General features: G+C 70.9%; 19 protein-coding genes. 8 read left to right on the top strand and 11 right to left on the bottom strand.

Features of this window, described 5'->3' with window-relative positions:
* Positions 1–39: 39 nt before the first annotated feature.
* Positions 40–561 (top strand): flavin reductase family protein, encoded by a 522-nt coding sequence (locus ACGHC0_RS00755; protein ID WP_415267152.1) that lies wholly within the window; start codon positions 40–42, stop codon positions 559–561.
* A 39-nt stretch (positions 562–600) separates the two neighbouring features.
* On the opposite strand, the gene minE is transcribed toward ACGHC0_RS00755, so the two are convergent.
* The 5 genes from minE to ACGHC0_RS00730 form a co-directional block, all read right to left on the bottom strand.
* Positions 601–867, bottom strand: a complete 267-nt coding sequence (minE, locus tag ACGHC0_RS00750) for a cell division topological specificity factor MinE (protein ID WP_011793316.1) — start codon at positions 865–867, stop codon at positions 601–603.
* 3 nt (positions 868–870) lie between these two features.
* Positions 871–1,686, bottom strand: coding sequence for a septum site-determining protein MinD (gene minD / locus ACGHC0_RS00745; protein ID WP_092837366.1), 816 nt, complete (start codon positions 1,684–1,686; stop codon positions 871–873).
* A gap of 40 nt (positions 1,687–1,726) precedes the next feature.
* Positions 1,727–2,500, bottom strand: a complete 774-nt coding sequence (gene minC / locus ACGHC0_RS00740; protein WP_415267151.1) for a septum site-determining protein MinC — start codon at positions 2,498–2,500, stop codon at positions 1,727–1,729.
* Between the two features lie 334 nt (positions 2,501–2,834).
* Positions 2,835–3,458, bottom strand: coding sequence for a CDP-diacylglycerol--serine O-phosphatidyltransferase (pssA, locus tag ACGHC0_RS00735; protein ID WP_011793313.1), 624 nt, complete (start codon positions 3,456–3,458; stop codon positions 2,835–2,837).
* A gap of 98 nt (positions 3,459–3,556) precedes the next feature.
* The gene (locus tag ACGHC0_RS00730; RefSeq protein WP_415267150.1) at positions 3,557–4,009 is read right to left on the bottom strand and encodes an Lrp/AsnC family transcriptional regulator; all 453 of its coding nucleotides are present in this window, start codon (positions 4,007–4,009) and stop codon (positions 3,557–3,559) included.
* 116 nt (positions 4,010–4,125) lie between these two features.
* Here ACGHC0_RS00730 and ACGHC0_RS00725 point away from each other — a divergent pair, with 116 nt between their 5' ends.
* Both ACGHC0_RS00725 and rocF read left to right on the top strand, forming a co-directional pair.
* Entirely contained in the window at positions 4,126–5,274 is a 1,149-nt protein-coding gene (locus ACGHC0_RS00725) for an ornithine cyclodeaminase (RefSeq protein ID WP_415267149.1), read from the top strand.
* Positions 5,275–5,335: 61 nt separating this feature from the next.
* On the top strand, positions 5,336–6,295 hold the full coding sequence (gene rocF, locus ACGHC0_RS00720) for an arginase (protein WP_415267148.1): 960 nt from the start codon (positions 5,336–5,338) through the stop codon (positions 6,293–6,295).
* Here the strand turns inward: rocF and ACGHC0_RS00715 are convergent.
* From ACGHC0_RS00715 to ACGHC0_RS00700, 4 genes are all read right to left on the bottom strand, one after another.
* Entirely contained in the window at positions 6,292–8,466 is a 2,175-nt protein-coding gene (locus ACGHC0_RS00715) for an acetoacetate--CoA ligase (RefSeq protein WP_415267147.1), read from the bottom strand. The two genes, rocF and ACGHC0_RS00715, sit on opposite strands and share 4 nt — an antisense overlap.
* Before the next feature lie 76 nt (positions 8,467–8,542).
* On the bottom strand, positions 8,543–8,782 hold the full coding sequence (locus tag ACGHC0_RS00710; RefSeq protein WP_013592665.1) for a DUF6139 family protein: 240 nt from the start codon (positions 8,780–8,782) through the stop codon (positions 8,543–8,545).
* 118 nt (positions 8,783–8,900) lie between these two features.
* Positions 8,901–9,728, bottom strand: a complete 828-nt coding sequence (locus ACGHC0_RS00705; RefSeq protein WP_368353565.1) for a M48 family metallopeptidase — start codon at positions 9,726–9,728, stop codon at positions 8,901–8,903.
* 270 nt (positions 9,729–9,998) lie between these two features.
* Positions 9,999–11,651, bottom strand: a complete 1,653-nt coding sequence (locus tag ACGHC0_RS00700; protein ID WP_415267146.1) for an IclR family transcriptional regulator domain-containing protein — start codon at positions 11,649–11,651, stop codon at positions 9,999–10,001.
* A 166-nt stretch (positions 11,652–11,817) separates the two neighbouring features.
* Here ACGHC0_RS00700 and ACGHC0_RS00695 point away from each other — a divergent pair, with 166 nt between their 5' ends.
* Positions 11,818–13,305 carry an aldehyde dehydrogenase (NADP(+)) gene (locus ACGHC0_RS00695; RefSeq protein ID WP_415267145.1) on the top strand — a complete coding sequence of 496 codons (1,488 nt, stop codon included), beginning with the start codon at positions 11,818–11,820 and terminating at the stop codon, positions 13,303–13,305.
* A gap of 43 nt (positions 13,306–13,348) precedes the next feature.
* On the opposite strand, the gene ACGHC0_RS00690 is transcribed toward ACGHC0_RS00695, so the two are convergent.
* Complete coding sequence (locus ACGHC0_RS00690; protein WP_415267144.1) at positions 13,349–14,521, bottom strand: MFS transporter; 1,173 nt, start codon at positions 14,519–14,521, stop codon at positions 13,349–13,351.
* An 81-nt stretch (positions 14,522–14,602) separates the two neighbouring features.
* Between ACGHC0_RS00690 and ACGHC0_RS00685 the strand changes: the two genes are divergently transcribed.
* The 4 genes from ACGHC0_RS00685 (at position 14,603) to ACGHC0_RS00670 (ending at position 20,148) form a co-directional block, all read left to right on the top strand.
* Complete coding sequence (locus tag ACGHC0_RS00685) at positions 14,603–15,517, top strand: LysR substrate-binding domain-containing protein (RefSeq protein ID WP_368353561.1); 915 nt, start codon at positions 14,603–14,605, stop codon at positions 15,515–15,517.
* A gap of 91 nt (positions 15,518–15,608) precedes the next feature.
* The gene (gene ubiM / locus ACGHC0_RS00680) at positions 15,609–16,931 is read left to right on the top strand and encodes a 5-demethoxyubiquinol-8 5-hydroxylase UbiM (protein ID WP_415268373.1); all 1,323 of its coding nucleotides are present in this window, start codon (positions 15,609–15,611) and stop codon (positions 16,929–16,931) included.
* Positions 16,932–17,056: 125 nt separating this feature from the next.
* Positions 17,057–18,793: an ABC transporter permease gene (locus ACGHC0_RS00675; RefSeq protein WP_368353559.1), complete on the top strand. Its 1,737-nt coding sequence runs from the start codon at positions 17,057–17,059 to the stop codon at positions 18,791–18,793.
* Between the two features lie 35 nt (positions 18,794–18,828).
* Entirely contained in the window at positions 18,829–20,148 is a 1,320-nt protein-coding gene (locus ACGHC0_RS00670; protein ID WP_415267143.1) for a nitrate/sulfonate/bicarbonate ABC transporter ATP-binding protein, read from the top strand.
* Positions 20,149–20,412: 264 nt separating this feature from the next.
* Here the strand turns inward: ACGHC0_RS00670 and ACGHC0_RS00665 are convergent, their stop codons facing one another.
* Positions 20,413–21,465, bottom strand: a complete 1,053-nt coding sequence (locus tag ACGHC0_RS00665; protein ID WP_415267142.1) for an MBL fold metallo-hydrolase — start codon at positions 21,463–21,465, stop codon at positions 20,413–20,415.
* Positions 21,466–21,555: the final 90 nt, after the last annotated feature.

The following is a 21,555-nucleotide window of genomic DNA, read 5'->3' as shown; positions in this document are numbered from 1 at the left end:
CCCTTCCTCCGCCCGGCGCGCGCCGCGCCTTCGCCTTCCGTGACACGTCCCCTGCCCCGGCCCGCGCTGGCCACTCCGCCGAGCTTTTCCCCCCGCGAGTTCCGCGACGCGCTCGGCATGTTCGCCACCGGCGTGACCATCGTCACCGCGCAGGACGCCGCCGGCGGCCTCGTGGGCCTCACGGCGAGTTCATTCAATTCGGTGTCGCTCGCGCCGCCGCTGGTACTCTGGAGCCTGGGCCGCACCGCCGGTTCGATGAGCGCGCTGGCCGCCGGTTCGCACTATGCGATCAACGTGCTGGCCGCCGACCAGAAGACACTGGCCGAGCGCTTCGCCAGCCGTGGCGTGGACCGCTTCGCGGGCGTGGCCTACACGCCGGGCGTGGCGGGCGCGCCGCTGATCGAGGGGGCGGTGGCCACGTTCGAATGCTTCAACCGCAGCCGCTACGACGAAGGCGACCACGTCATCTTCGTCGGAGAAGTGGAGCGCTGCGCGCACCGCCCGGGCGTGCCACCGCTGCTCTACCACGGCGGACGCTTCTATACGGAACATCCCCTCTGAGCCGCTGGCGGCCGCGGACCGCGGGCCACGGCCGGGCGGTCAGCGCACCGTGTCGGGCAGTTCGATCTTGACTTCGAGCACCTCGAGGTTGTCCTGGCGCTCCAGCTGCACCTTCAGGTCTTCGGGGCTGATCTTCACGTACTTGGAAATCACGGCGACGAGCTCGCGCTGCAGTGCGGGCAGGTAGTCCGGCTCCGAGGCATTGCGGCCATTGCGCTCGTGAGCGAGGATGATCTGCAGCCGCTCCTTGGCGACACTGGCGGTCTTCTTCTTTTCGCCGAGCAGGAATGAGAGAAAGGATGCCATGCGTTACCTCCCGCCGAAGATGCGCTTGAAGAAGCCGGGCTTCTGCGCGTCGATGAAACGCAGGGGCTTGTCCTCGCCGAGGAAGCGCGCCACCACGTCCTTGTAGGCCTCGGACACGTCCGTGCCCTGCAGGTGGATGGCGGGCGTGCCCTGGTTGGACGCCTGCAGCACGCTTTCGGACTCGGGCACGACGCCGATGAGTTCGATGCGCAGGATGTCCTGGATGTCCTCCAGGCTCAGCATCTGCCCGTCCTGCACGCGGCCGGGGTTGTAGCGCGTGATGAGCAGGTGTTCCTTGATCGGCTCCTTGCCCTCGATCGCGCGCTTCGTCTTGCTGCCGAGCATGCCGAGGATGCGGTCGGAATCGCGCACCGAGGACACCTCGGGGTTGGTCACCAGCAGCGCCTCGTCGGCGAAGTGCATGGCCATGAGCGCGCCACTTTCGATGCCGGCGGGCGAGTCGCAGACGATGTATTCGAAGTCCATCGCGGCGAGGTCGTTCAGCACCTTCTCCACGCCCTCCTGCGTGAGCGCGTCCTTGTCGCGCGTCTGGCTGGCTGCCAGCACGAACAGGTTCTCGCACTGCTTGTCCTTGATGAGGGCCTGGTTCAGGTTGGCCTCGCCGTGGATCACGTTGATGAGGTCGTACACGACGCGGCGCTCGCAACCCATGATGAGGTCGAGGTTGCGCAGGCCGACGTCGAAGTCGATCACGGCGGTCTTGTGGCCGCGCAGCGCGAGGCCCGATGCGAAGCTGGCGCTGGTGGTGGTCTTTCCCACGCCTCCCTTGCCGGAGGTCACGACGACGATTTTGGCCATTTCTGCAAATTCCTTGGGGCGTTGGTCTGGTGTTCTGGGGTCAGGCGAGCGGCTCGATGATCAGTTTCTCGCCGTCGAGCCGCACCTGCGCGGGCTTGCCGCGCACGTTGTCGGGCAGCTCGGTGTCGGTGGTGCGGTAGATGCCGGCCACCGAGACGAGCTGCGGTTCCAGGCAGGTGCTGAAGATGCGGGCGGAGGTGTCGCCGCGCGCACCGGCGATGGCCCGGCCGCGCAGCGGCGCATAGACGTGGATGTTGCCGTCGGCGATGACTTCGGCACCGAAGCTCACCACGGCCATCACCACGAGGTCGGAGCCGCGCGCATAGACCTGCTGGCCCGAGCGCAGCGGCTTGTCCACCACGACGGTGCCGGGTGCGGGAGCGGGCACCTCGCGCACCACCTCGACCTCGCGCACGACTTCGCGGACGACCTCCCGCGCAGGCGATTCGGCCGCGGCGGGCGGCTGGGCGGCACGGGCGGGCGGCGCCTCCGGCGCGGCCACGAGCCCGGCGGCGAGCGCGGCCTCCATCTGCGCGGCGCTGCCGCCGCGCACGGCCACGGGCTGGGTGCGGTGCTGGCGCAGCAGGGCCACGAGGGCGGGAAAATCGATGGGTGCAGCCTCCTCGCGCACGGCGGCGAGGTCGATCAGCACCGGATCGTTGTCGAAGAAGCCCGGGTCCTCCCCGAGGCGCGCGGCCAGGTCGGCAGCGAACGCGTCGGCGTCGGTGGTCCGCAACGCCACGGCCACCACGGGCAGCTGGGCGCTCTTGAGGTCAAAGCTGGTGCGGGCCTGGCCCACCGTGTCAACGGCCATGGAAGGAAGGAGTGCGAACGACGCGGCTCAAAGCGGCGGAGTTTACCGTTACCGGGGCGATTGGCACGCGCAGCAGGGCCGAAGTGCGGGTAAATGTTCAGCAAGTGAATGCAAATCCATCGCACAAAGAAACATTGGCCCACTACACGTCATCGTGGGCTACCGACAGTCAGAGGTATTCTCAAGCCCGGTGGGCCCCTCACGCACACGCAGAGCCTGCCCCGTCAGAAGGCCGCGGAGCAGGCCACGCCAGCAGACGCCGTGGAACCGGCTTTGCCGGGCCACTGGCGTCGTCCCCCCTTGGGGGGAAGGCGCCGAAGGCGACTCAGGGGGGTCAAAACTTCGGTATGCGGATCCGGCTGATCATGAGCGAGCCGGACACCGCGAACAGCAGCACGAAGGGGTGCAGCGTGAAGCCCCCCACCAGCAGCTTGCCGAACCACAGGTTCTCGCGCACGGCACCGAGCGATGCGGCCAGTGCCATGAGCCCCACCAGCACGATGGAGGTGGGGATCGGCGTGCCCTCGAAGTACTTCACCTTGCCTGAACCCTCGGAGAGTGTTTCCGCCGTGACGTTGTAGCGCGCGAGGCGCGAGACGCCGCAGGCCACGAAGAAGGCCAGGACGATGCGGTCGTAGAGGCCCTGCATGCCGCAGGCGTAGGCGATGATCGCCGGCGCCACGCCGAACGAAATCACGTCGGCCAGCGAATCCAGCTCGCGGCCCATGGCGGAGGACTTCTGCCGCCAGCGCGCGACGCGGCCGTCGAGCACGTCGAAAACCAGCGCCGCGAGCACCAGCGCGGCGGCGAAATACACGTGGCGCACGTCGCCCGTCTCCATGAATGTCATGGAGGAGAACAGCGCCCCCACGCCGCACACGGCGTTGCCCAGCGTGAACCAGTCGGCCAGGTGGAACTCGCGGATCATCGAAAAACGCTTGGGGGCTTGCGGAGTCATGGGCGGTCTTTCCTTCCTGGCGGTTCCTGCGGATGCTGCGGCGCGGGGCCGTCGGCCGATTATGGGACGGGGCCGGCGCCGGCCTCGTCAGGTATGTCCTACCGGCGTGCGCCAGGAGCCTGCTGGGGCGGCGCGCGCAGGGTTTCCAGGTGGATGCTGGTTTCCGTGTTGCGGATGCCCTTGATGAGCCGGATGCGCTCCAGCGCCTGGGCCAGCTCGGCCAGGGACGCGATCTGCAGTTCGGCCAGAAGATCCCACTGGCCGTTGGTGGCGTGCAGGGACAGCACGCTCGGCTCGCCCAGCAGAGAGGCGGTAACGCGGCGCGCGTCATTGCCCTCGATGGAAATGCTCATCCAGGCCTGCAGCCCGCCGGTCTCCCCCTCCGGCCGCAACCGCACGGTGTAGCCGACGATGGTTCCCGAATCCTCCAGCTTGCGGATGCGGTTGGTGACCGTGCCGCGCGACACGCCCAGGCGCGTTGCCAGCGTCGCCACGCTGGCGCGGGCGTTGTGGCGCAGGGCGGCGATGAGTTGCTGGTCGATATTGTCCATAGTGTCAACGAATGCTGCCATAAAGCCAGCTTTCTGCGCAATTGCGGTCAATCCTTGCGATTTGGATTGGTGCACGCCTGTGGGAACCTCGTACACCAGCACCGAAGAGGCATGCCATGGACCGCACCCACACCATCCGTCCCGCCCTGCGCCGCGCCGGATCCACCGAATTCCTGGACGCACCGCGTGCCGCCGAATTGGTGGGTCGCACGGGCGTCATCGCCTGCCTGCACGCCATCGCCCAGGCCATCGAGGCCGACTTCGCCCGGTGGAACGACTTCGACAAGACCGCCCGCACGGCCGCCCATTCGCCGCGCGGCGTGATCGAGCTCATGCCCGTGGCCGATACCCGGCCCGGCGGCGGCTATGCCTTCAAGTACGTCAACGGCCACCCGGCCAACACGCAGGACGGGCTGCCCACGGTGATGGCCTTCGGCGCCCTGGCGGACGTGGACACGGGCCTGCCGGTGTTCCTGGGCGAGCTCACGCTGACCACCGCGCTGCGCACGGCCGCCACCTCGGCCGTGGCGGCCCGGCGGCTGGCCCGGCCGGAGAGCCGTTGCATGGCGCTGATCGGCAACGGCTCGCAGGCCGAGTTCCAGGCGCTGGCGTTCTTCGGACTGCTGGACGTGCGCGAGCTGCGGCTGTACGACACCGACCCCGCGGCCACGCGCAAGCTCATGCGCAACCTCGGGCCCTATGCACGCGAGGGACTGCACTGCGTGCCGTGCGCGAGTGCGCGTGAAGCCGTGCGCGGCGCCGACATCGTGACCACGGCGACGGCCGACAAGACACGCGCAGCCATCGTCCAGGCCGACATGCTGGAGCCGGGGATGCACCTGAACGCCGTGGGCGGCGACTGTCCGGGCAAGACCGAATTGGCGCCGGAGGTGATGCAGGCAGGTGCGGTTTTCGTGGAATACGAGCCGCAGACCCGCATCGAGGGCGATCTGCATCAGATGCCGGCGGACTTCCCCGTCACCGAGCTCTGGCGCGTGCTGGCGGGTATGGCGCCGGGGCGCGTGTCGCCCGGGCAGGTAACGGTGTTCGATTCCGTGGGCTTCGCGCTGGAGGACTACTCCGCCCTGCGCACCATGCGTGCGCTGGGCCAGGCGGCCGGGCTGCTGGAGCGCATCGCACTGGTGCCGGACCTGGCCGATCCGAAGGACCTGTACGCGCAGTTGCGGCCCTGGCTGCCTGAAGGCGCCCCCGGCGCAGCCACGTCGGCGCCACGCGCTCCCATCTTCGTCCACGAGGCGGCCTGATTTCCGACGCCATCGCGCAGGTCCGCACCGCACAATGCCCGCAGCAGGAGAGACGCCCACCATGGACAACGCCCCCTTTCCACGCCCGGTCACGCTGATCGGCGTTCCCACCGACGTCGGCGCCGCCCGCCTGGGCGCGGCGATGGGCCCGGACGCGCTGCGCGTGGCCCAGCTCGGTCCGGCGCTCGAACGGCTGGGACTGGAGGTCGAGGACCTGGGCAATCTGCACGGCCCGCCGAACCCGCGCGGCGAGCGCACGGCCGAGGGCCTGCGCAACCTCGCCGAATGCGAGGCATGGAACCGATCCACGCACGATGCGGTGTTCGCCCAGTTGCAGGCCGGTCGCCTGCCGGTGATGCTGGGCGGCGACCACAACCTCGCCATCGGCTCGATCAGCGCCGTGGCGCGCCACTGCCGCGATACCGGCAAGCGGCTGCGCGTGCTCTGGCTGGACGCGCACTCCGACAGCAACACGCCGGAGATCTCGCCCAGCGGCAACGTGCACGGCGTGCCGGTGGCCAGCCTCTGCGGGCTGGGCCCTCCCGCGCTCGCGGCGCTCGGCGGCCCCGGGCCGGCGCTGCGCGGCGCGCAGATGTGCCAGATCGGCCTGCGCAGCGTGGATGCGGCCGAGAAGCGCATGATCCACGAGCTCGGGCTGGAGGTATACGACATGCGCGCGATCGACGAGCTCGGCATGCGCGAGGTCATGCGCCGCGCGCTCGCCGGGCTGGAGGACGACGATGGCGCGCACCTGCACCTGAGCTTCGACGTGGACTTCCTCGATCCGGAAATCGCGCCCGGCACGGGCACCACGGTGCGCGGCGGGCCGAACTACCGCGAGGCCCAGCTGTGCGTGGAGATGATCGCGGACACGGGAAGGCTCGCCTCGCTCGACATCGTGGAACTCAACCCCGCGCTCGACATCCGCAACCAGACCGCCGAACTCGTGGTGGATCTGGTGGAGAGCCTGTTCGGCAAGAGCACGCTGGTGCGCGCGCCGGCCCCGGCGGGACGGCGCTAGGCCTGCGCGGCAGCGGCGGCGGCGGTGCGCGCCAGGTGCCGCCGCGCGAAATCCTCGTACCAGCCAAGGCAGCCGGGATTGGCCATGGCGTCGCGGTTCACCACCTTCTCCAGCGGCTGGCCGAGCAGCAGCTTCTTGATGGGCAGCTCCTGCTTCTTGCCCGTGAGCGTGCGCGGAACCTCGGCCACCTGCACGATCTCGTCGGGCACGAAGCGCGGCGAGAGCGCGGTGCGGATCGCCCCGGCGATGCGCTCGCGCAGCGCATCGTCCAGCACGGCGCCCTCGCGCAGCGCCACGAAGAGCGGCATGTGGCTCTCGCGGCCCAGGTATTCCAGGTCCACCACGAGGCTGTCGAGCACCTCGGGCAAGGCTTCCACCGCGCGGTAGAGCTCGCTGGTACCCATGCGCAGGCCGTGGCGGTTGATGGTGGCGTCGCTGCGCCCGTAGATCACGCAGCGGCCTTCCGGACCGACGCGCAGCCAGTCGCCATGGCGCCAGACCGCGCCCATGGACGCGGGGCCGTCGCCACCGCCAGGCCGGCGGCCGTGGCCGGGCGGGTACATGTCGAAATAGCTCGCGAGGTAGCGCGGACCCTGCGGATCGCCCGGCAGTGCCGGCGCCCCCGCCGGTGCATCGCCCCAGAAGTAGAGCGGCATGGAGGGAATGGGTTGCGTGCAGACCAGCTCGCCCACCGCGCCGGTGACGGGCCGACCTTCCTCGTCCCAGGCCTCCACGGCCGCGCCGAGCATGCGGCACTGCATCTCGCCGGGCACCTGCGGGAGTTCTCGGTGACCGCCGATGAAGGCGCCGCAGAAATCCGTGCCTCCGGAGATGTTGTCCCACCAGATCGGTTCGCTGCTGCCCGCATTCCCGGCTCGGGCCTGGATGCGCGCGAATTGCGCCGTGCCCCACTCCTGCACCTCCGGCGAGAGCGGCGAGCCCGTGGTGCCCAGCGCGCGGATGCGGGAAAGGTCGCCGCAGGCCGCGAGATCGATCCCCGCCTTCATGCAGTTGGCATAGAAGGCGGCGCCCGCGCCGAAGAAGGTCACGCCGGTCTCGGCGGCGAAGCGCCAGAGCGTGCCCCAGTCGGGGCGCTCGCGGCTGCCGCCCGGGTTGCCGTCGTAGATGACGCAGGTGGTGCCCGAGAGCAGGCCGCTGGCCTGCGCGTTCCACATGACCCAGCCGGTGGAGCTGTACCAGTGGTAGCGTTCGCCGAACGAGTTGGGCGCGTGGCTCGGGCCGATGTCGTTGTGCAGGCCCTTGAGCAGCAGCGCCACCAGCACCATGCCGCCGTGGCCGTGCACGATGGGCTTGGGCAGGCCCGTGGTGCCGCTGGAATAGACGATCCAGAGCGGGTGGTCGAACGGCAGCCAGAGCGGCTCGAACGACGCCACCCCGGCATCGTCGCGCGCGGTGGCCCGGGCGTATTCCACGCAGCCGGCGATGGTGCCCGCCGTGCCGAGCTGGTCCACGACGACCACGTGCTCCAGCGTGGGCAGCGCGGCCCGCAGCTCGGCCAGCACGCCGCGGCGGTCGAGGTCGCGGCCGCCGTAGGTCACGCCGTCCACGGTGATCAGGGCCTTCGGCTCGATCTGCCGGAAGCGGTCCAGCACCGCGGCCGTGCCCATGTCGGGCGCGCACACGCTCCAGATGGCGCCCAGGCTGGCCGTGGCCAGCAGGGCCACCATGGCCTCGGGGATGTTGGGCAGGTAGGCCGCGACGCGGTCGCCCGGCCCCACGCCCTGAGCGCGCAGGTGCAGGGCCAGCGCGGCCACCTGCCGGCGCAGTTCGGGCCAGGACAGTTCGCGGTGCTCGCCGCGTTCGTTGCGGCTGATGATGGCCGGCTGGCCGGCCTCGTGCGCGGCATCGGCGTGCCGCAGCGCCTGGCGCGCGTAGTTCACCTGGGCACCCGGGAACCATTCGGCACCCGGCATGGTGTTGCGGGCCAGCACGGCCGTGTGCGGCGTGGGCGACTCGAGGCCGAAGTAATCCCAGATGCTCTGCCAGAAGGCGTCCAGGTCGGTCACGGACCAGCGCCAGAGGGCATCGTAATCGTCGAACTGCAGGCCGCGCGTCTCGCGCAGCCAGTCCTGGTAGAGCCGGATCTGGGGAACGAAGGGGGCGCTCGCTTCGGCGGCCGCGTTGCGCGGCGGGGGTGTGGTTGTCTCCATGGCCACGCAGCGTACTGCGTGGTGCCCCGGCGTGTCACCGCCGGGGCGTCCCGGGCTTGACAGGCAGGTGCCCGGGTCAGTCTTCCTTGAGTTCCTTCACGCTGGTGATCGCGTAGCGCTTCTCGCTCAGCTGCCGGGCCGGTTCGGGAATGCCGTAGTCGTTCCAGTGCGCGGCGCTCTCGTCCAGTTCGTGGCCCCGCTCCTGGCAACTCCAGTCGGTGTTGATGGCCTCCTGCGGAATGGGGCGGCCTTCGGGAACCACGAGATAGGAATGCTTGCCGTCAGCTTCGGGCCGGCGGTAGATGTCGACGCGCATGGGAGGGATCCTTTGCTGTGGGGAGAGAAGTCCCCACTCTAGCCAACGCTCCGCGGCACTCCCGTAGGAAAAACCCCCCGCCCCTGGCGGGAACGGAGGGGAGGTCTCCGAAGCGCGCTTACTTCGCAGCCATGTCGCGCATGCGGTCGGCGCGGCCGGCCGGGTCCGGATGGGAGGACAGCATCTCGTCGAGCGCGCCGCCCTTGCCGCCGCTCTGGGCCGCCAGCTTGCGGAAAGCCGATTCCATCGCGCTCACCTTGTACTTGTGCTTCTTCATGAAGGCCAGCCCGTAGTCGTCGGCGGCCGTCTCCTGGCTCTGGGAGAACTGGCTGTTGACCAGCTTTTCGCCCAGTGCGCCCAGGTCGCTGTCGGCCAGGGCACCGACGCCGCCCGCGGCGGAAGCGGCCTTGCGGCCGGCGGAGGCGAGATAGGCGGTGCGCATGGCGGCAAGGGAATGCTGCAGCTTGACGTGGCCGATCTCGTGTCCGATGACGCCCAGCAGCTCCTGATCGTTCATCATGTCCATCAGGCCGCTGTACACGCGGATCGAGCCGTCGGCCGTCGCGTCGGCGTTGACCTCGTTGGCGAGATAGACCTTGAAGTTGAGTTTCATGCCGTCTTCGTTGACATGCTTCTTCGTGAGGCGGGCCAGGCGCTGGGCGTATTTGTTGCCGGCCGGCGCGACCTTTTCCGTGCGCTCCTCGTAGGCGCGCAGCTGCTGCGACACGGATTTGAGTTCGGCGTCCGACACGGTCGCAGCCTTGAACACGTCCGCGGCCGCGCCGATCTTGCTGTCGGTGCCGGAGCCGGTGCCGCCGGTGCCCGCCGCTCCCAGCACGGAACCGAGTGCGGATCCTGCGGACGATGAAGATCCCGTGGAGCCATTGGTGGCGCAGCCGGCCAGGATCAGGGAGAGCGCAAGCGCGCCCAGGCGGAACGTGTTCATGGTTTTTTTACCCTCGTTGGAATGATGCGCCGCCCGAAGAGGGCCGGGCGCAGCCCGGGCCCGGGACCGACGCGAGGCTGCGGCGGTGGGACGGCGGGCGGATTCTCTCCAGGGATGGGGCGCCGGAGAGTCGCGGCGAGCGCACACTTGCATCCATTTGTATTTATCCACCCAAACGGGTAACACCCGCATTCCCCGGGAACTTTTGGCGATTTCGCGAAGCATGCCTCTCATCGCCAGAGGCACATCTTGTTGCAAAAAACCAGCAGTTCAGAGCGGCAGCGCGAAAAGGCGGCCGGACAAAGGGGCGTTTGCGAGCATGTCCAGCGCCACGGGCTGGCGCGCAGTCGTCACGAACAGGACGTTGCCTTCCGGTCCACCCACGGCCACATCGGTCGGACAGGGCACGGGCAGTGCGGCGACGCGGTCAAGCCCGCCGTCCGCCAGGAAACGCACCACGCTCCAGCCGTCGCGCAGCGCAGTCCACACGCCGCCCTCGGCGTCGAAGGCGAGCCCGCTGACACGCCCTGACCCCTTGGGCACCGTGACCAGCCTTCGCACCACGCCGGGGCTGTCCGGGTGCATGTGCAGGATGGCGCCGGTGTGGGGCGCGGTGGCCAGCAGCGCGCCATCCCCGGCCCGCCAGCGCAGGCACTGCAGGGCTTCGGCCAGCCGCCAGAGCACCTCGACGTGCCCCGTGGCGTGCAGGCGCCCCACCGCGCTGCCGCCCTCGGCGGTTTCCACGGCGATCCAGACGCCGCTGCCGCCACCCTCGGCCCCGCCCAGGCACACGGCCTGGACGATGGAGCCTTCCGGCCAGAGGGGCCACGGCTCGGGCCGCGCGGCACCCGGACGCCAGCGCACGGCGCCCCGCGCGCCCACCAGCGACACATCCTGCGGGCCATGCACGAGCACGCCGGCAATGGGCTCTTCGCATCCCGCCAGGGCCTGGTCGGTACCGGTCGGCAGGACGGCCTCACCAGCCGCGCGCGGCTCTCCTTCCGGGGCGGCCTGCGGCGACCAGGCGCGCAGCGCAGGGGCCAGGCTGTCCGCCCAGTACAGCAGGCCGGCTTCTGCGCACCAGTGGGGATGGGCACCATGGAATGCCCAGGACCCCGCCAGGGCGCACGCCACGGTGTCGGCCACGGGGGCGCGGGTGCGCCCGAGCTGGGCGCCCACCCGCCGGGCGGCCTCGGCCACTTCCGGCCCGAGCAGTTCCAGCCGCTCGGGCGTGAGGCGCCAGGCCGGGCCGGCCACGCTGAGCGCCCCCCGCACCTGGCCCTGGCCGTCCACGATGGGGGCGCCGACGCAGCGCACGCCGGGCACGATCTCCTCATCGTCGATGGCGTAGCCGCGCGCCGCCGTCACGCGCAGCTCCGCCTGCAGCCGGCGCCGGTCGGTGATGGTGCGCGGCGTGGCGGCCTTCAGGGAGAGTCCCTTCAGAAGGGTGTCGCGCTCGGGCTCGCGCAGCGCCGACAGGATGGCCTTGCCCTGGCTGGTGCAATGCACCGGCTTGCGCTGGCCCAGCGCGCTGGAGGAGCGCTCGCTGTGCGCCCCGTCGCAACGCTCGAGCGATACGACTTCACGGCCGTCGAGGGCCGCGAGGTAGGAGGTTTCACCCGTCAGGTCGCGCAGCGCCCGCAACTCCAGCGCCGCGGCTGCGGCGAGGTCGGGCATGGCGTAGGCCTGCCGCGCCATCTCGAAGCAGCGCATGCCCAGGCAATACACCTTGCGCAGCGGGTCGCGCCGCAGCAGCCCGCGCGCCACCAGGACGGCGAGCAGGCGGTAGGCGGTGGTGCGCGGCAGCCCGAAGCGCCCGGACAGCTCGGCCTGGCTCAGTCCATCGGGTGCGGCGCCGACCGCCTCCAGGAGATCGAGGGCCTTTTCAAGGGCCGCGGTGCCTTCGCTGGAAGACGAGGCCATGGTGTGTCTCAGATAGTGGAACTGCCCGCGACTGTAGCCTCCCCTCCCGGATGCCGGGGACACGGGTGCTCGCTACGATCGGCCGGCAGGACGCTGCGGGCCGGACTTCCGCACCGGCTTTCCATCCCTTGAGACAGCTCCGGCCCCATTTCCCAGGAGACATTCCATGACCACGCCAGACACCCTGCAATCCATCGACGCGCGTACCGGCCAGCCCCAGGGCGATGCCTGGAACGCCTCCACGCCAGCGGCCATCGACGCCGCCGTGGCCACCGCCGCACAGGCGGCAGACGCCTTCGCCGCCCGCAGTGCCGCCGACCGCGCGGGCCTGCTGCGCGCCCTGGCCGACGCCCTGGAATCGCAGCGCGAGGCCCTGGTGCCCATCGCCGACCGCGAGACCGCCCTGGGCCCGGTCCGCCTGAACGGCGAGCTGGACCGCACCGCCTTCCAGCTGCGCGGCTTCGCCACCGAGCTCGAGCGGGGTGCGGCGCACGCGGTGGTGGACGACCCCGCGGTGGCCGGCGCGCCACCGGCCGGCCGGCCGCACCTCACCCGTGTGCGCGTGCCCGTGGGGCCCGTCGCCATGTTCTCGGCGAGCAATTTTCCTTTCGCGTTCTCGGTGCTGGGCGGAGACACCGCCTCGGCGCTGGCGGCCGGCTGCCCGGTGGTCGTGAAGGCGCATCCGGCCCATCCGGAGCTGTCCCGCCGGACGGCACGCCTCGCGCAACAGGTCGTGGCGGCGCAGGGCCTGCCCGAAGGGGTCTTCCAGTTCGTGGAGGGCGGATCGGTGGCCACCGGCGTGCAACTGGTGCAGGCGCCGGCCATCGCCGCCGTGGCCTTCACCGGCTCGTTCAAGGGAGGCACCGCCCTGGCCCGGGTGGCGGCGGAACGCCCCCGGCCCATCCCCTTCTATGGCGAACTGGGCTCGGTGAATCCCCTCGTCGCACTGCCCGCGGCGCTGCAGGCCCAGGGCGCCGCGCTGGCCGAAACCCTGGCCGGCTCGATCTGCCTCGGCGCGGGCCAGTTCTGCACCAGCCCCGGCGTGATCGTGGTGCGCCGGGATGCCTCGGGCGACGCGTTCGTGCAGGCGCTGGCGGACAGGCTCCAGGCGCTCGCGCCGCACGCCATGCTCTCGGCGGGCATCCGCGCGCACTTCGACCATGGAGTGGCCGCGTGGAGGGCCCACGGCAAGGTCAGGCCGCTGGTGGACGGCACGGCCGCGCCCGACGCCACGCCGCGCCCCTTCCTGGCCGAGGTGCAGGCGGCGGATTTCATCGCCGACGCCGCGCTCCACGAGGAAGTCTTCGGATCCGCCGCCCTGGTGGTGCGCACGGGCTCGGCCAAGGAAACGATCGACGTGCTGCGCGCCGTGGGCGGCTCCCTCACGGTCACGCTCTGGGGCGCGGACGACGACACGGAGGACAACCGCGCACTGGTGCGCGCCGCCACCCAGGTGGCGGGCCGCGTGCTCTTTGCCGGCGTGCCCACCGGCGTGGCCGTCACGGCCGCCCAGCACCATGGCGGCCCCTACCCCGCCAGCACCGCGCCCTTCACCACGTCGGTCGGCTACGCAGCGATGGATCGCTTCCTGCGCCCCGTGGCACTGCAGGATGCGCCCGGGTGGCTGGCCGCGCGCAACGGCGTTCCCTGCTGAGAGGGGCAGTCTCGACAGGGGGCGCCAGGCTGCGGGAGAGGGATCAGGACCGCCCGCCGTCGGCGCGGATGGCTGCCTTTCTCCCGCAAGCCAGAGCCGCGGCAGCCAGCACCGCGGCGGGAATGCCGTAGAGCCAGGGCGTCGGGAGCACGGGCAGCAACAGCCCGGCGGCCAGCGGCCCGAGCCCTGCCCCGATGTCACGCCAGACGGACCGGGCCGCCAGGGCACGGACGCGGTCGGCGCCGGGATGGCGGATGGCGACGATGGGTGCGAGCAGCGGCAGCTGAAGGGCCCGCAGCAACACGATGGCCGCAGCACAGGTCCACAGCCACCCCGCTCCGAAGCCGACGAGGGCCACGGCCGTCATGAGCGAGAAGACGACGAGCAGCCGTTCGGCGCCCCACCTGTCGGCCCAGCGGCCACCGACCGGGCCGAGAACGATCTCGGAGCCATACCGGACGGCCAGCAGCACGGCGGCGGCCGTCAGCGCGCTGGAAGGCCACAACGCCTGGCCCAGCACGGTGAGGCCGATGAGAAACAGGCCGTCCAGCGCGAATCCCTCCACGAAAGACCAGGTGTCCAGGGCGTTCGGACGCGACGGCCGGGTACGCACCGCCCCCATGCCCGGGTGGGGCCGGGCGGGAAGCCTGCGGGCAGCCCACAAGCCGCCCAGGGCCGCGAAGGTCAGCGCTCCCAGCACCCAGCGCGGTCCTGCCAGCTCGCTCAACACGGCCGCCGCCGGCAAGGCGATCACGGGTCCCAGAGCGATGAAGGCGCGCGACCTTCCGGACCGCGCCGATGCACCGGCTGCCGACGACGTGGCCAGGACCTGGGTGGAGAGGTTCAACGCAGCGAACGCCATGCCCCAGAGCAAGCGCAGCGGCAGCAGCAGCCAGAAGCCGCTGAGGGTGGCATTGCCCAATGCACAGGCGGCAGCCGCCGCGACAGCCAGGACGCAGATCCTGCGGTCGCCGTATCGGGCATACAGGCGCGCGACCCAGCCGTACCCGGCAATGCGCACGAGGCGGTTGGCGGCCAGCAGCATCCCCGCTTCCACCAGCGTGATGCCCCATGCAGCGCCGTGGACGGGAAACAGCAGGTACAGCACCACGTCCGAAGGCAGCGTGGTGGCCAGCGCTATCGCAGCGTTTCTGGAGTCGCGGTCAGCGGCTTCGGGAGTGGGGATGTCCGTTCCGGCCGCGCTGGTCGTTTGCATGGCCGCATCGTGGGCCCTGCGCAAGGAGACGACAAACGAGTTTGTTGGGGGCACATGTGTGCAAAAATCTCACGCATGGCCATGGTGCTCCCCCCTCTCAATGCGGTACGGGCCTTCGTGGCCGCGGCCAGGCACCAGAGTTTTTCGCGGGCAGCGCAAGAGCTGCATGTGACCCATGGCGCCGTGAGCCGGCAGGTCAAGGGGCTCGAGGAAGACCTGGGCGTCTCCCTCTTCGAACGCCGGGTGCGGCAGGTGGTGCTCACGGTGGAAGGCCAGGCCTTCTACGCGCAGGCCGAGGCGGGCCTGGCCCTGATAGGGAATGCAGCCACGGCCCTGAGGGCAGGGGTGGCGAGCCGTGCCGTGCGGGTCAATGTGAGGCCGTCGTTCGCCGTGCGCTGGCTGATCCCCAGACTGCCCGATTTCGTGGCCAGGTACCCCGGCATCGAGCCGGAGGTCATCACCAGCATTGCGGCGCCTTCCCACGCCGCAGAGAGATTCGACGTGGCCGTGCGGCGCGGGCTCCAGGGGTGGCCGGTGTCCTTGCAGGTGGCACCGTTCCTGGAAGACGAGGCACTGGCGGTGGCCTCGCCGGCCTTGCTGCAGAGCGCCAGCCGCCCTGTCGAATCCCCGCGCGACCTGGCGGCGTTCGTGTTGCTCTGCGCCCGTTCCAGGAAGGGTGACTGGGACGACTGGTGCCGGCAGGCAGGCATAGGCCGGCTGAAGGCCGCAGGACGGCTGCACCTGGACCACCTGCACCTGATCTTCCAGGCCGCCGTCGACGGGCTGGGCGTGGCCATGGCGCCGCGGTCGTTGTGGGGCAATGATCTCAAGCAGAAAAGGCTGGTGCCGCTGCTTCCCCGTCACGCCCTGCCGCTGGAGCGCTACTACTACGGCATTGCACCGGATGCCTCCGAAGAAGCCCGTTGCTTCGTGGCGTGGCTGGAGGAAGCGCAGCGCCTCTGGAGCGTTGCCGGCAGCGGCGAACACGGCGCTTGATGCACAGCAATGGCAGCCCCGGGCCACCGCGCCCACAATCGGCAGGCTCCCACTTTTGCGCCCCCTGCGCGTTCCGCCCGCCATGCCCGAGATGTCCGCGCCTGCTTCCGTCCCAGCCTCCCTGCCCCGGCAGGCCACGACTGCAGGTGCGCACGACTGCGATGTCCTGATCGTGGGCGGCGGCCCCGCGGGCCTGTCGCTCGCGGTCTCGCTGGCCCAGGCCGGCTTCACCGCCACGGTAGTGGAGCGCCAGCCGGGTGACGCGCTGGCCGGACCGGCGCCGGATGGCCGGGAAATCGCGCTCACCCACCCCGGCGCGGACACGCTGCGGCGCCTGGGGTCCTGGCAGCGCCTGCTGCCGCACGAGGTCGGGCGCATCCACGCAGCACAGGTGCACGACGGCCCCGTGGGCGTCACGCAGCCGCTGCACCTGCAGACCGGACGCGGCCCGGGCCACCTGGGCTGGATCGTTCCCAACCACGCCCTGCGGCGCAGCGCGCACGCCGCGGCCCTCGCCACGCCGGGCGTGCGGCTGCTGGCCGGCCGGCAGGTGACGCACGTGGCCGTGTCGCAGGACGCAGCGGAACTGGAATGCGCGCCCGTCGATGGCGGGCCGGATGGCGCCGCGCCCCTGCGGCTGCGCGCGCGCCTGCTGGTGGCGGCGGACAGCCGCTTTTCCGCCACGCGGCGTCAACTGGGCATCGGCGCGGCGAGCACCGATTTCGGTCGCACGGTCATCGTCTGCCGCATGCGCCACGCACTCGCGGGCGACGGTACCGCCCACGAGTGCTTCGGCTATGCCCGCACACTGGCCATCCTGCCGCTGCCGCCCGATCCCGGCACGGGCGAGCCCCTGTGCTCGGTGGTGGTCACCACCCGCACCGACGATGCCGCCGCGCTGCTCGCGCTGCCGCCGGCCGATTTCGCCGCCCAGGTGCAGGCGCAGTTCGGCGACCGCCTCGGCGCGATGCGGCTGGCCGGCGAGCGCCACGCCTATCCGCTGGTCGCCGTCTATGCCCGGCGCTTCAGCGGCCACCGCTGCGCATTGCTGGGCGATGCCGCCGTGGGCATGCATCCGGTGACCGCGCATGGCTACAACCTGGGCCTCGCGGGCGTGGAGCGGCTGACCGCCGCGCTGGTGCACGCACGCGATACGGGCCGCGACATCGGTGATGCCGGCCTGCTGGAGCGGCACTACGCGCGGGGGCACCACCGGCATGCCTGGCCGCTGTACGAGGGCACGAATGCCATCGTGCGGCTCTATACCGACGACCGCCCGCTGCCGCGCCTGCTGCGGCGCGTGGTGCTGCAGGGTGCCCGCCGGCTCGCTCCCGTACAGGCGGCGATCGTGGGGCAGCTGATGGGAACGGCGTCCGAGGCCAGTCCCTGGACGCCCGGCCCCGCGGGCCTCTGAACTTTCCCGCTTCGGCGGACTCCGCCATGCCGCCCTCGCGCGGCATTTCGTGTGCGGCGGCGGCATGGCCGGCCTTTTGTCATCAGGACCGGCTACCCTATGCGCCCTTTTTGGTTCCGCACACCATGAAAAACCAAGCGTCCCGCGAATTCTTTCCACGCCAGGTCGTGGAGGCCGGCCCCAACCGCTGGGACTGGGCCCTGCTGCCGCTGGTGCTGGCAGGCGTGGTGCTGCTGGCCTATGGGGCGGCGCAGATGGCCCGGCCCTTCGAGATGGGCGACGTGATCCCGCTCTCGCTGGACCCCTGGCAGCTGCCGTACTACCTGCTGCGCACCACGCTGCGCATGTTCATCGCGCTGGGCGCCTCGCTGGTGTTCGCCTGCGTGTTCGCGGTGCTGGCGGCCAAGTACCGGCTGGCCGAACGGGTGCTGGTGCCCCTGCTGGACATCCTGCAGTCCATTCCCATCCTGGGATTTCTGTCCATCACCGTGACGGGCTTCATCGCGCTCTTCCCGGGCAGCCTCCTGGGCGTGGAATGCGCGGCCATCTTCGCCATCTTCACCTCGCAGGCGTGGAACATGGCGTTCAGCCTGTACCAGTCGCTGCGCACCGTGCCGGCGGAGCTGCAGGAGGCCGCACGGGTGTTCCAGCTCTCGGGCTGGCAGCGCTTCTGGCGGCTGGAACTGCCCTTCGCCATGCCGGGCCTGCTGTGGAACATGATGATGTCGATGTCCGGCGGCTGGTTCTTCGTCGTGGCCTCGGAGGCGATTTCCGTCTCGCACCAGGACATCAAGCTGCCCGGCGTGGGCTCGTACATCGCCATGGCCATCGAGGCGCGCGACCTGCCCGCGATCGGCTGGGCCATCGCCTGCATGCTGGTGGCCATCCTGCTCTACGACCAGTTGCTCTTCCGCCCGCTGGTGGCCTGGGCCGACAAGTTCCGCTTCGAGGAAGGCAGCGCCGATGCGGCCCCCCGCTCCTGGCTGCTGGCCTGGCTGCGCCGCGCGCGCGCCACGCAGACCGTGGCCGGCTGGTGCCAGCGGCAGCTGGGCCGCACGCTCACGCTGTTCAGGCGCAGCCATGACGGCACCTCGATCCGCGCCCGCCCGCCCGCGCCCTCGGCCCGCGCGGAGCGCGTGTGGGACGCGGTGCTGGCCGCGGGGGTGCTCTTCGCCATCGCGCGGCTGGTGCAGTTCGTCCACACCGAGGTAGGCTGGCACGAGGTGGTGCATGTATTCACCCTGGGCGGCTACACCCTGGTGCGCGTGATGGTGCTGATCGCCTTGGCCGCCGTGGTGTGGGTACCCATCGGCGTGTGGATCGGCATGAACCCGCGCTGGGCGGGCCGGCTGCAGGCGGTGGCGCAGTTCCTGGCCGCCTTCCCGGCCAACCTGTTCTTCCCGGTGGCGGTGATGCTGGTGGTGCACTGGAAGCTGAACCCGGACGTGTGGCTGTCGCCCCTGATGATCCTGGGCACGCAGTGGTACATCCTCTTCAACGTGATCGCGGGCGCCTCCAGCATCCCCAACGAACTGCGCCTGGCCGCGCAGAACCTGGGCCTGTCGGGCTGGCTCAAGTGGAAGCGCTACCTGCTGCCTGCCGTGTTCCCCAGCTTCGTGACCGGCGCCATCACCGCCAGTGGCGGATCGTGGAACGCCAGCATCGTGGCCGAATACGTGACCTGGGGCGACACCACGCTGCAGGCCCGGGGCCTGGGCAGCTACATCGCGCAGATGACGGCCACCGGCGACTTCCCGCGCATCGCGCTGGGCATCGGCGCGATGGTGGTGTTCGTGATGGGGCTGAACCACTTCCTGTGGCGGCGCCTCTACCGCCTCGCAGAAGACCGCATGCATTTCTGACCCGCCCCGAACGCTGAACACAACGCATCGCTGCCATGACGCAATCCATCATCGAACTCCACGGCGTGGGCAAGACCTTCCGCTCTTCCGACGGCCGCGAGCGCCCCGTGCTGCAGAACGTCGATTTCACGCTGCGCGAAGGCGAGATCGTCGCCCTGCTGGGCCAGTCAGGCTCGGGCAAGAGCACGCTGCTGCGCATCATGGCGGGCCTGGTGCCGGCCGACGAGGGCGACGTGCGCTACCGCGGCCAGCCGCTGCACGGGCCGGCGCGCGCGATCAGCATGGTCTTCCAGTCGTTCGCGCTCTTTCCGTGGCTGACGGTGCAGCAGAACGTGGAGCTGGGCCTGGAGGCCCGCGGCGTGCCGCAGGCGGAGCGGGCCGCGCGGGCGGAGGCTGCCATCGAACTCATCGGGCTGGCGGGCTTCGAAGGCGCGCTGCCGCGCGAGCTCTCGGGCGGCATGCGCCAGCGCGTGGGCATCGCCCGCGCCCTGGTCACCCAGCCCGACGTGCTGCTGATGGACGAGGCCTTTTCCGCGCTGGACGTGCTCACCGGCGAGCGCCTGCGCGAGGACATCCTGCAGCTGTGGCGCAGCGGCAGCATGCCCACCAAGGCCATGCTGGTGGTCTCGCACAACATCGAGGAGGCCGTGATGATGGCCGACCGCGTGCTGATCTTCGCCAGCGATCCGGGCCGCATCCGCTGCCAGCTGTCGATCCAGTTGCCGCGCCCCCGCGATCCGGACAGCCACCACGTGCGCGCGCTGATCGACGAGGTCTATGCGCTCATGACGGCCGGCGCCACGCGCCACGCGTCCGCGGCCGGGGGCGCGGCGGCCGAGCCGGCGCCCGCCACGCTCACCGACCGCCTGCCCGCAGCCGACGTGGCGCGCATGGACGGCCTGCTGGAACTGCTGGCGGAGCCCCCCTTCGACGGCCGCGCCGACCTGCCCCGGCTGGCGGAGGAAACCAGCCTCACCGACGCCGAACTGCTGCCCGTGGCCCATGCGGTGTCCCAGCTGGGCCTGGCGGCGCTGGCGAGCGGCGACCTGCAGATCACTCCGTTGGGGCGGCGCTACGTGGAAGGAGCCCACGGCCTGCGGCAGCAAATCTTCGGCCAGCAGCTGCTGGCCCACGTGCCGCTCGTGGCGCACATCCGCCACAGCCTGGAGCAGGAGCCGGCGGGCGAACTGCCGGACGTGCCCTTCCTGCGCCTGCTGAGCGAGCAGCTCGATGCCCAGGAGGCCGAGAGCGTGCTGCGCACGGCCATCACCTGGGCGCGGCATGGCGAGGTGTTCGAGTACGACTTCCGCACCGGGGTGATGCGGCTGCCCACGGGGGAAGAGTCCCCCCCCTGAGGCGCCTTCGGCGCCACCGGCTTCAGCGCAGCGCTCAAGAGCCAGTGCTTGCCAGTTCCTGAACGGCCGCCACGCCAGGCGGCGCGGATGGGGCGGACCTCGCCTGGGTGAATCGATCCGGCATCGCGCCGGCGGAAGGTGCAGGGTGGCCGGAAGCGGCAAGGCGCACGGGAGCGCTCCCGCCGCCGACCGGCGCGAGGTGGCCGTACAGGAGGCGCCGGATGGGAATGACGCGGCTGAACATGGTCGATGGTCTCCGGTCGGTCAGGAGGCGGCGGGCGCAGCGGCATCGCGCCACCAGGGCTGCGTGGCCGCGGGGGAACGGATGTCCACGCGCTCGCCCATGGCGGGCGTCAGCAGCGGCACGCCGCATGCGGTGGCCAGCGCGCCGATGCGCTCGAACGGCTCGGTCCAGGCATGGAAGGACAGATCGAACGTGCCGTTGTGGATGGGCAGGCAGTGGCGCCCGCGCACATCCAGGTGCGCCTGCAGGCTCTGCTCGGGCTGCATGTGCACGTCGGGCCAGTCGGCGTTGTAGGCACCGGTCTCCATCAGCGTCAGGTTGAAGGGGCCGTAGCGCTCGCCGATGGCGCGGAAGCCGTCGAAATAGCCGGAATCGCCGCTGAAGAAGACGCGGGTGCTGCCAGCGATCAGCACCCACGATGCCCAGAGCGTACGGTTGCCGTCGGAGAGGCCCCGTCCCGAGAAATGCTGCGCCGGCGTGCAGACCAGCTGCACCCCGGCGAAGGTGGTGCCCTGCCACCAGTCGAACTGCCGCACCTTGTCGGCCGGCACGCCCCAGCCCACCAGGCGGTCGCCCACGCCCAGCGGCGTCATGAACTGCTCCACCTTCGGTACCAGCGCGAGGATGGCGGCATGGTCCAGGTGGTCATAGTGGTCATGGGACAGCACCACGCCGCGCAGCGGGGGCAGGTCCTCGATCCGCAGGGGCGGCGCGTGGAAGCGACGCGGCCCCGCGAACGGCACGGGAGAGGCGCGCTCCGAGAACACCGGGTCCGTGAGCCAGAAGCCGCCCTGCAGCTTGAGCAGCACGGTGGAATGGCCCAGCCGCCACAGCGACATGTCGGGCGCGGCCAGCAGCGCCTCCCGCGTGAGCGCCCGCACCGGCACGGGGCGGTCCGGCACCGTGCCGGCGGGCTTGCCGAGCGCCATGCGCAGCATCACCTGCAGGCCTTTCAGCCAGCCCATGCGGCGGGGCGGGGCTGCGTTGCGGAACCGGCCGTCGGCCGACGTCGGAAGCCGCAGGGGGGACGGATCGATCGGGGCGGCGTGGCTGTAGGCGGACGGACGGGCCATGGCAGTGGAGGAAGGAAATGGGAAAAAGACGCACTACGAAGTGCACTGCACAGTGTAGTGTTGTTTCGAAAAAAGTAAACCGTGCGGTGT

It is taken from the genome of Acidovorax sacchari, assembly GCF_042847045.1.
GTDB classification, from domain to species: Bacteria; Pseudomonadota; Gammaproteobacteria; order Burkholderiales; family Burkholderiaceae_C; genus Paracidovorax; species Paracidovorax sacchari.
Note: the sequence above shows the minus strand (reverse complement) of the source record. Positions and strands in the feature narration are given on the sequence as shown.

What these genes read in the sequence shown, in the direction of transcription:
- ACGHC0_RS00725 (WP_415267149.1), top strand. Translation starts at nt 4,126, where the DNA reads ATGGACCGCACCCACACCATCCGTCCCGCCCTGCGCCGCGCCGGATCC.
- ACGHC0_RS00665 (WP_415267142.1), bottom strand. Translation starts at nt 21,465, where the DNA reads ATGGCCCGTCCGTCCGCCTACAGCCACGCCGCCCCGATCGATCCGTCC.
- ubiM (WP_415268373.1), top strand. Translation starts at nt 15,609, where the DNA reads ATGTCCGCGCCTGCTTCCGTCCCAGCCTCCCTGCCCCGGCAGGCCACG.
- ACGHC0_RS00675 (WP_368353559.1), top strand. Translation starts at nt 17,057, where the DNA reads ATGAAAAACCAAGCGTCCCGCGAATTCTTTCCACGCCAGGTCGTGGAG.
- ACGHC0_RS00685 (WP_368353561.1), top strand. Translation starts at nt 14,603, where the DNA reads ATGGTGCTCCCCCCTCTCAATGCGGTACGGGCCTTCGTGGCCGCGGCC.
- ACGHC0_RS00690 (WP_415267144.1), bottom strand. Translation starts at nt 14,521, where the DNA reads ATGCAAACGACCAGCGCGGCCGGAACGGACATCCCCACTCCCGAAGCC.
- pssA (WP_011793313.1), bottom strand. Translation starts at nt 3,458, where the DNA reads ATGACTCCGCAAGCCCCCAAGCGTTTTTCGATGATCCGCGAGTTCCAC.
- ACGHC0_RS00670 (WP_415267143.1), top strand. Translation starts at nt 18,829, where the DNA reads ATGACGCAATCCATCATCGAACTCCACGGCGTGGGCAAGACCTTCCGC.
- ACGHC0_RS00705 (WP_368353565.1), bottom strand. Translation starts at nt 9,728, where the DNA reads ATGAACACGTTCCGCCTGGGCGCGCTTGCGCTCTCCCTGATCCTGGCC.
- minC (WP_415267151.1), bottom strand. Translation starts at nt 2,500, where the DNA reads ATGGCCGTTGACACGGTGGGCCAGGCCCGCACCAGCTTTGACCTCAAG.
- ACGHC0_RS00695 (WP_415267145.1), top strand. Translation starts at nt 11,818, where the DNA reads ATGACCACGCCAGACACCCTGCAATCCATCGACGCGCGTACCGGCCAG.
- ACGHC0_RS00715 (WP_415267147.1), bottom strand. Translation starts at nt 8,466, where the DNA reads ATGGAGACAACCACACCCCCGCCGCGCAACGCGGCCGCCGAAGCGAGC.
- rocF (WP_415267148.1), top strand. Translation starts at nt 5,336, where the DNA reads ATGGACAACGCCCCCTTTCCACGCCCGGTCACGCTGATCGGCGTTCCC.
- ACGHC0_RS00700 (WP_415267146.1), bottom strand. Translation starts at nt 11,651, where the DNA reads ATGGCCTCGTCTTCCAGCGAAGGCACCGCGGCCCTTGAAAAGGCCCTC.
- minD (WP_092837366.1), bottom strand. Translation starts at nt 1,686, where the DNA reads ATGGCCAAAATCGTCGTCGTGACCTCCGGCAAGGGAGGCGTGGGAAAG.
- minE (WP_011793316.1), bottom strand. Translation starts at nt 867, where the DNA reads ATGGCATCCTTTCTCTCATTCCTGCTCGGCGAAAAGAAGAAGACCGCC.
- ACGHC0_RS00730 (WP_415267150.1), bottom strand. Translation starts at nt 4,009, where the DNA reads ATGGACAATATCGACCAGCAACTCATCGCCGCCCTGCGCCACAACGCC.
- ACGHC0_RS00710 (WP_013592665.1), bottom strand. Translation starts at nt 8,782, where the DNA reads ATGCGCGTCGACATCTACCGCCGGCCCGAAGCTGACGGCAAGCATTCC.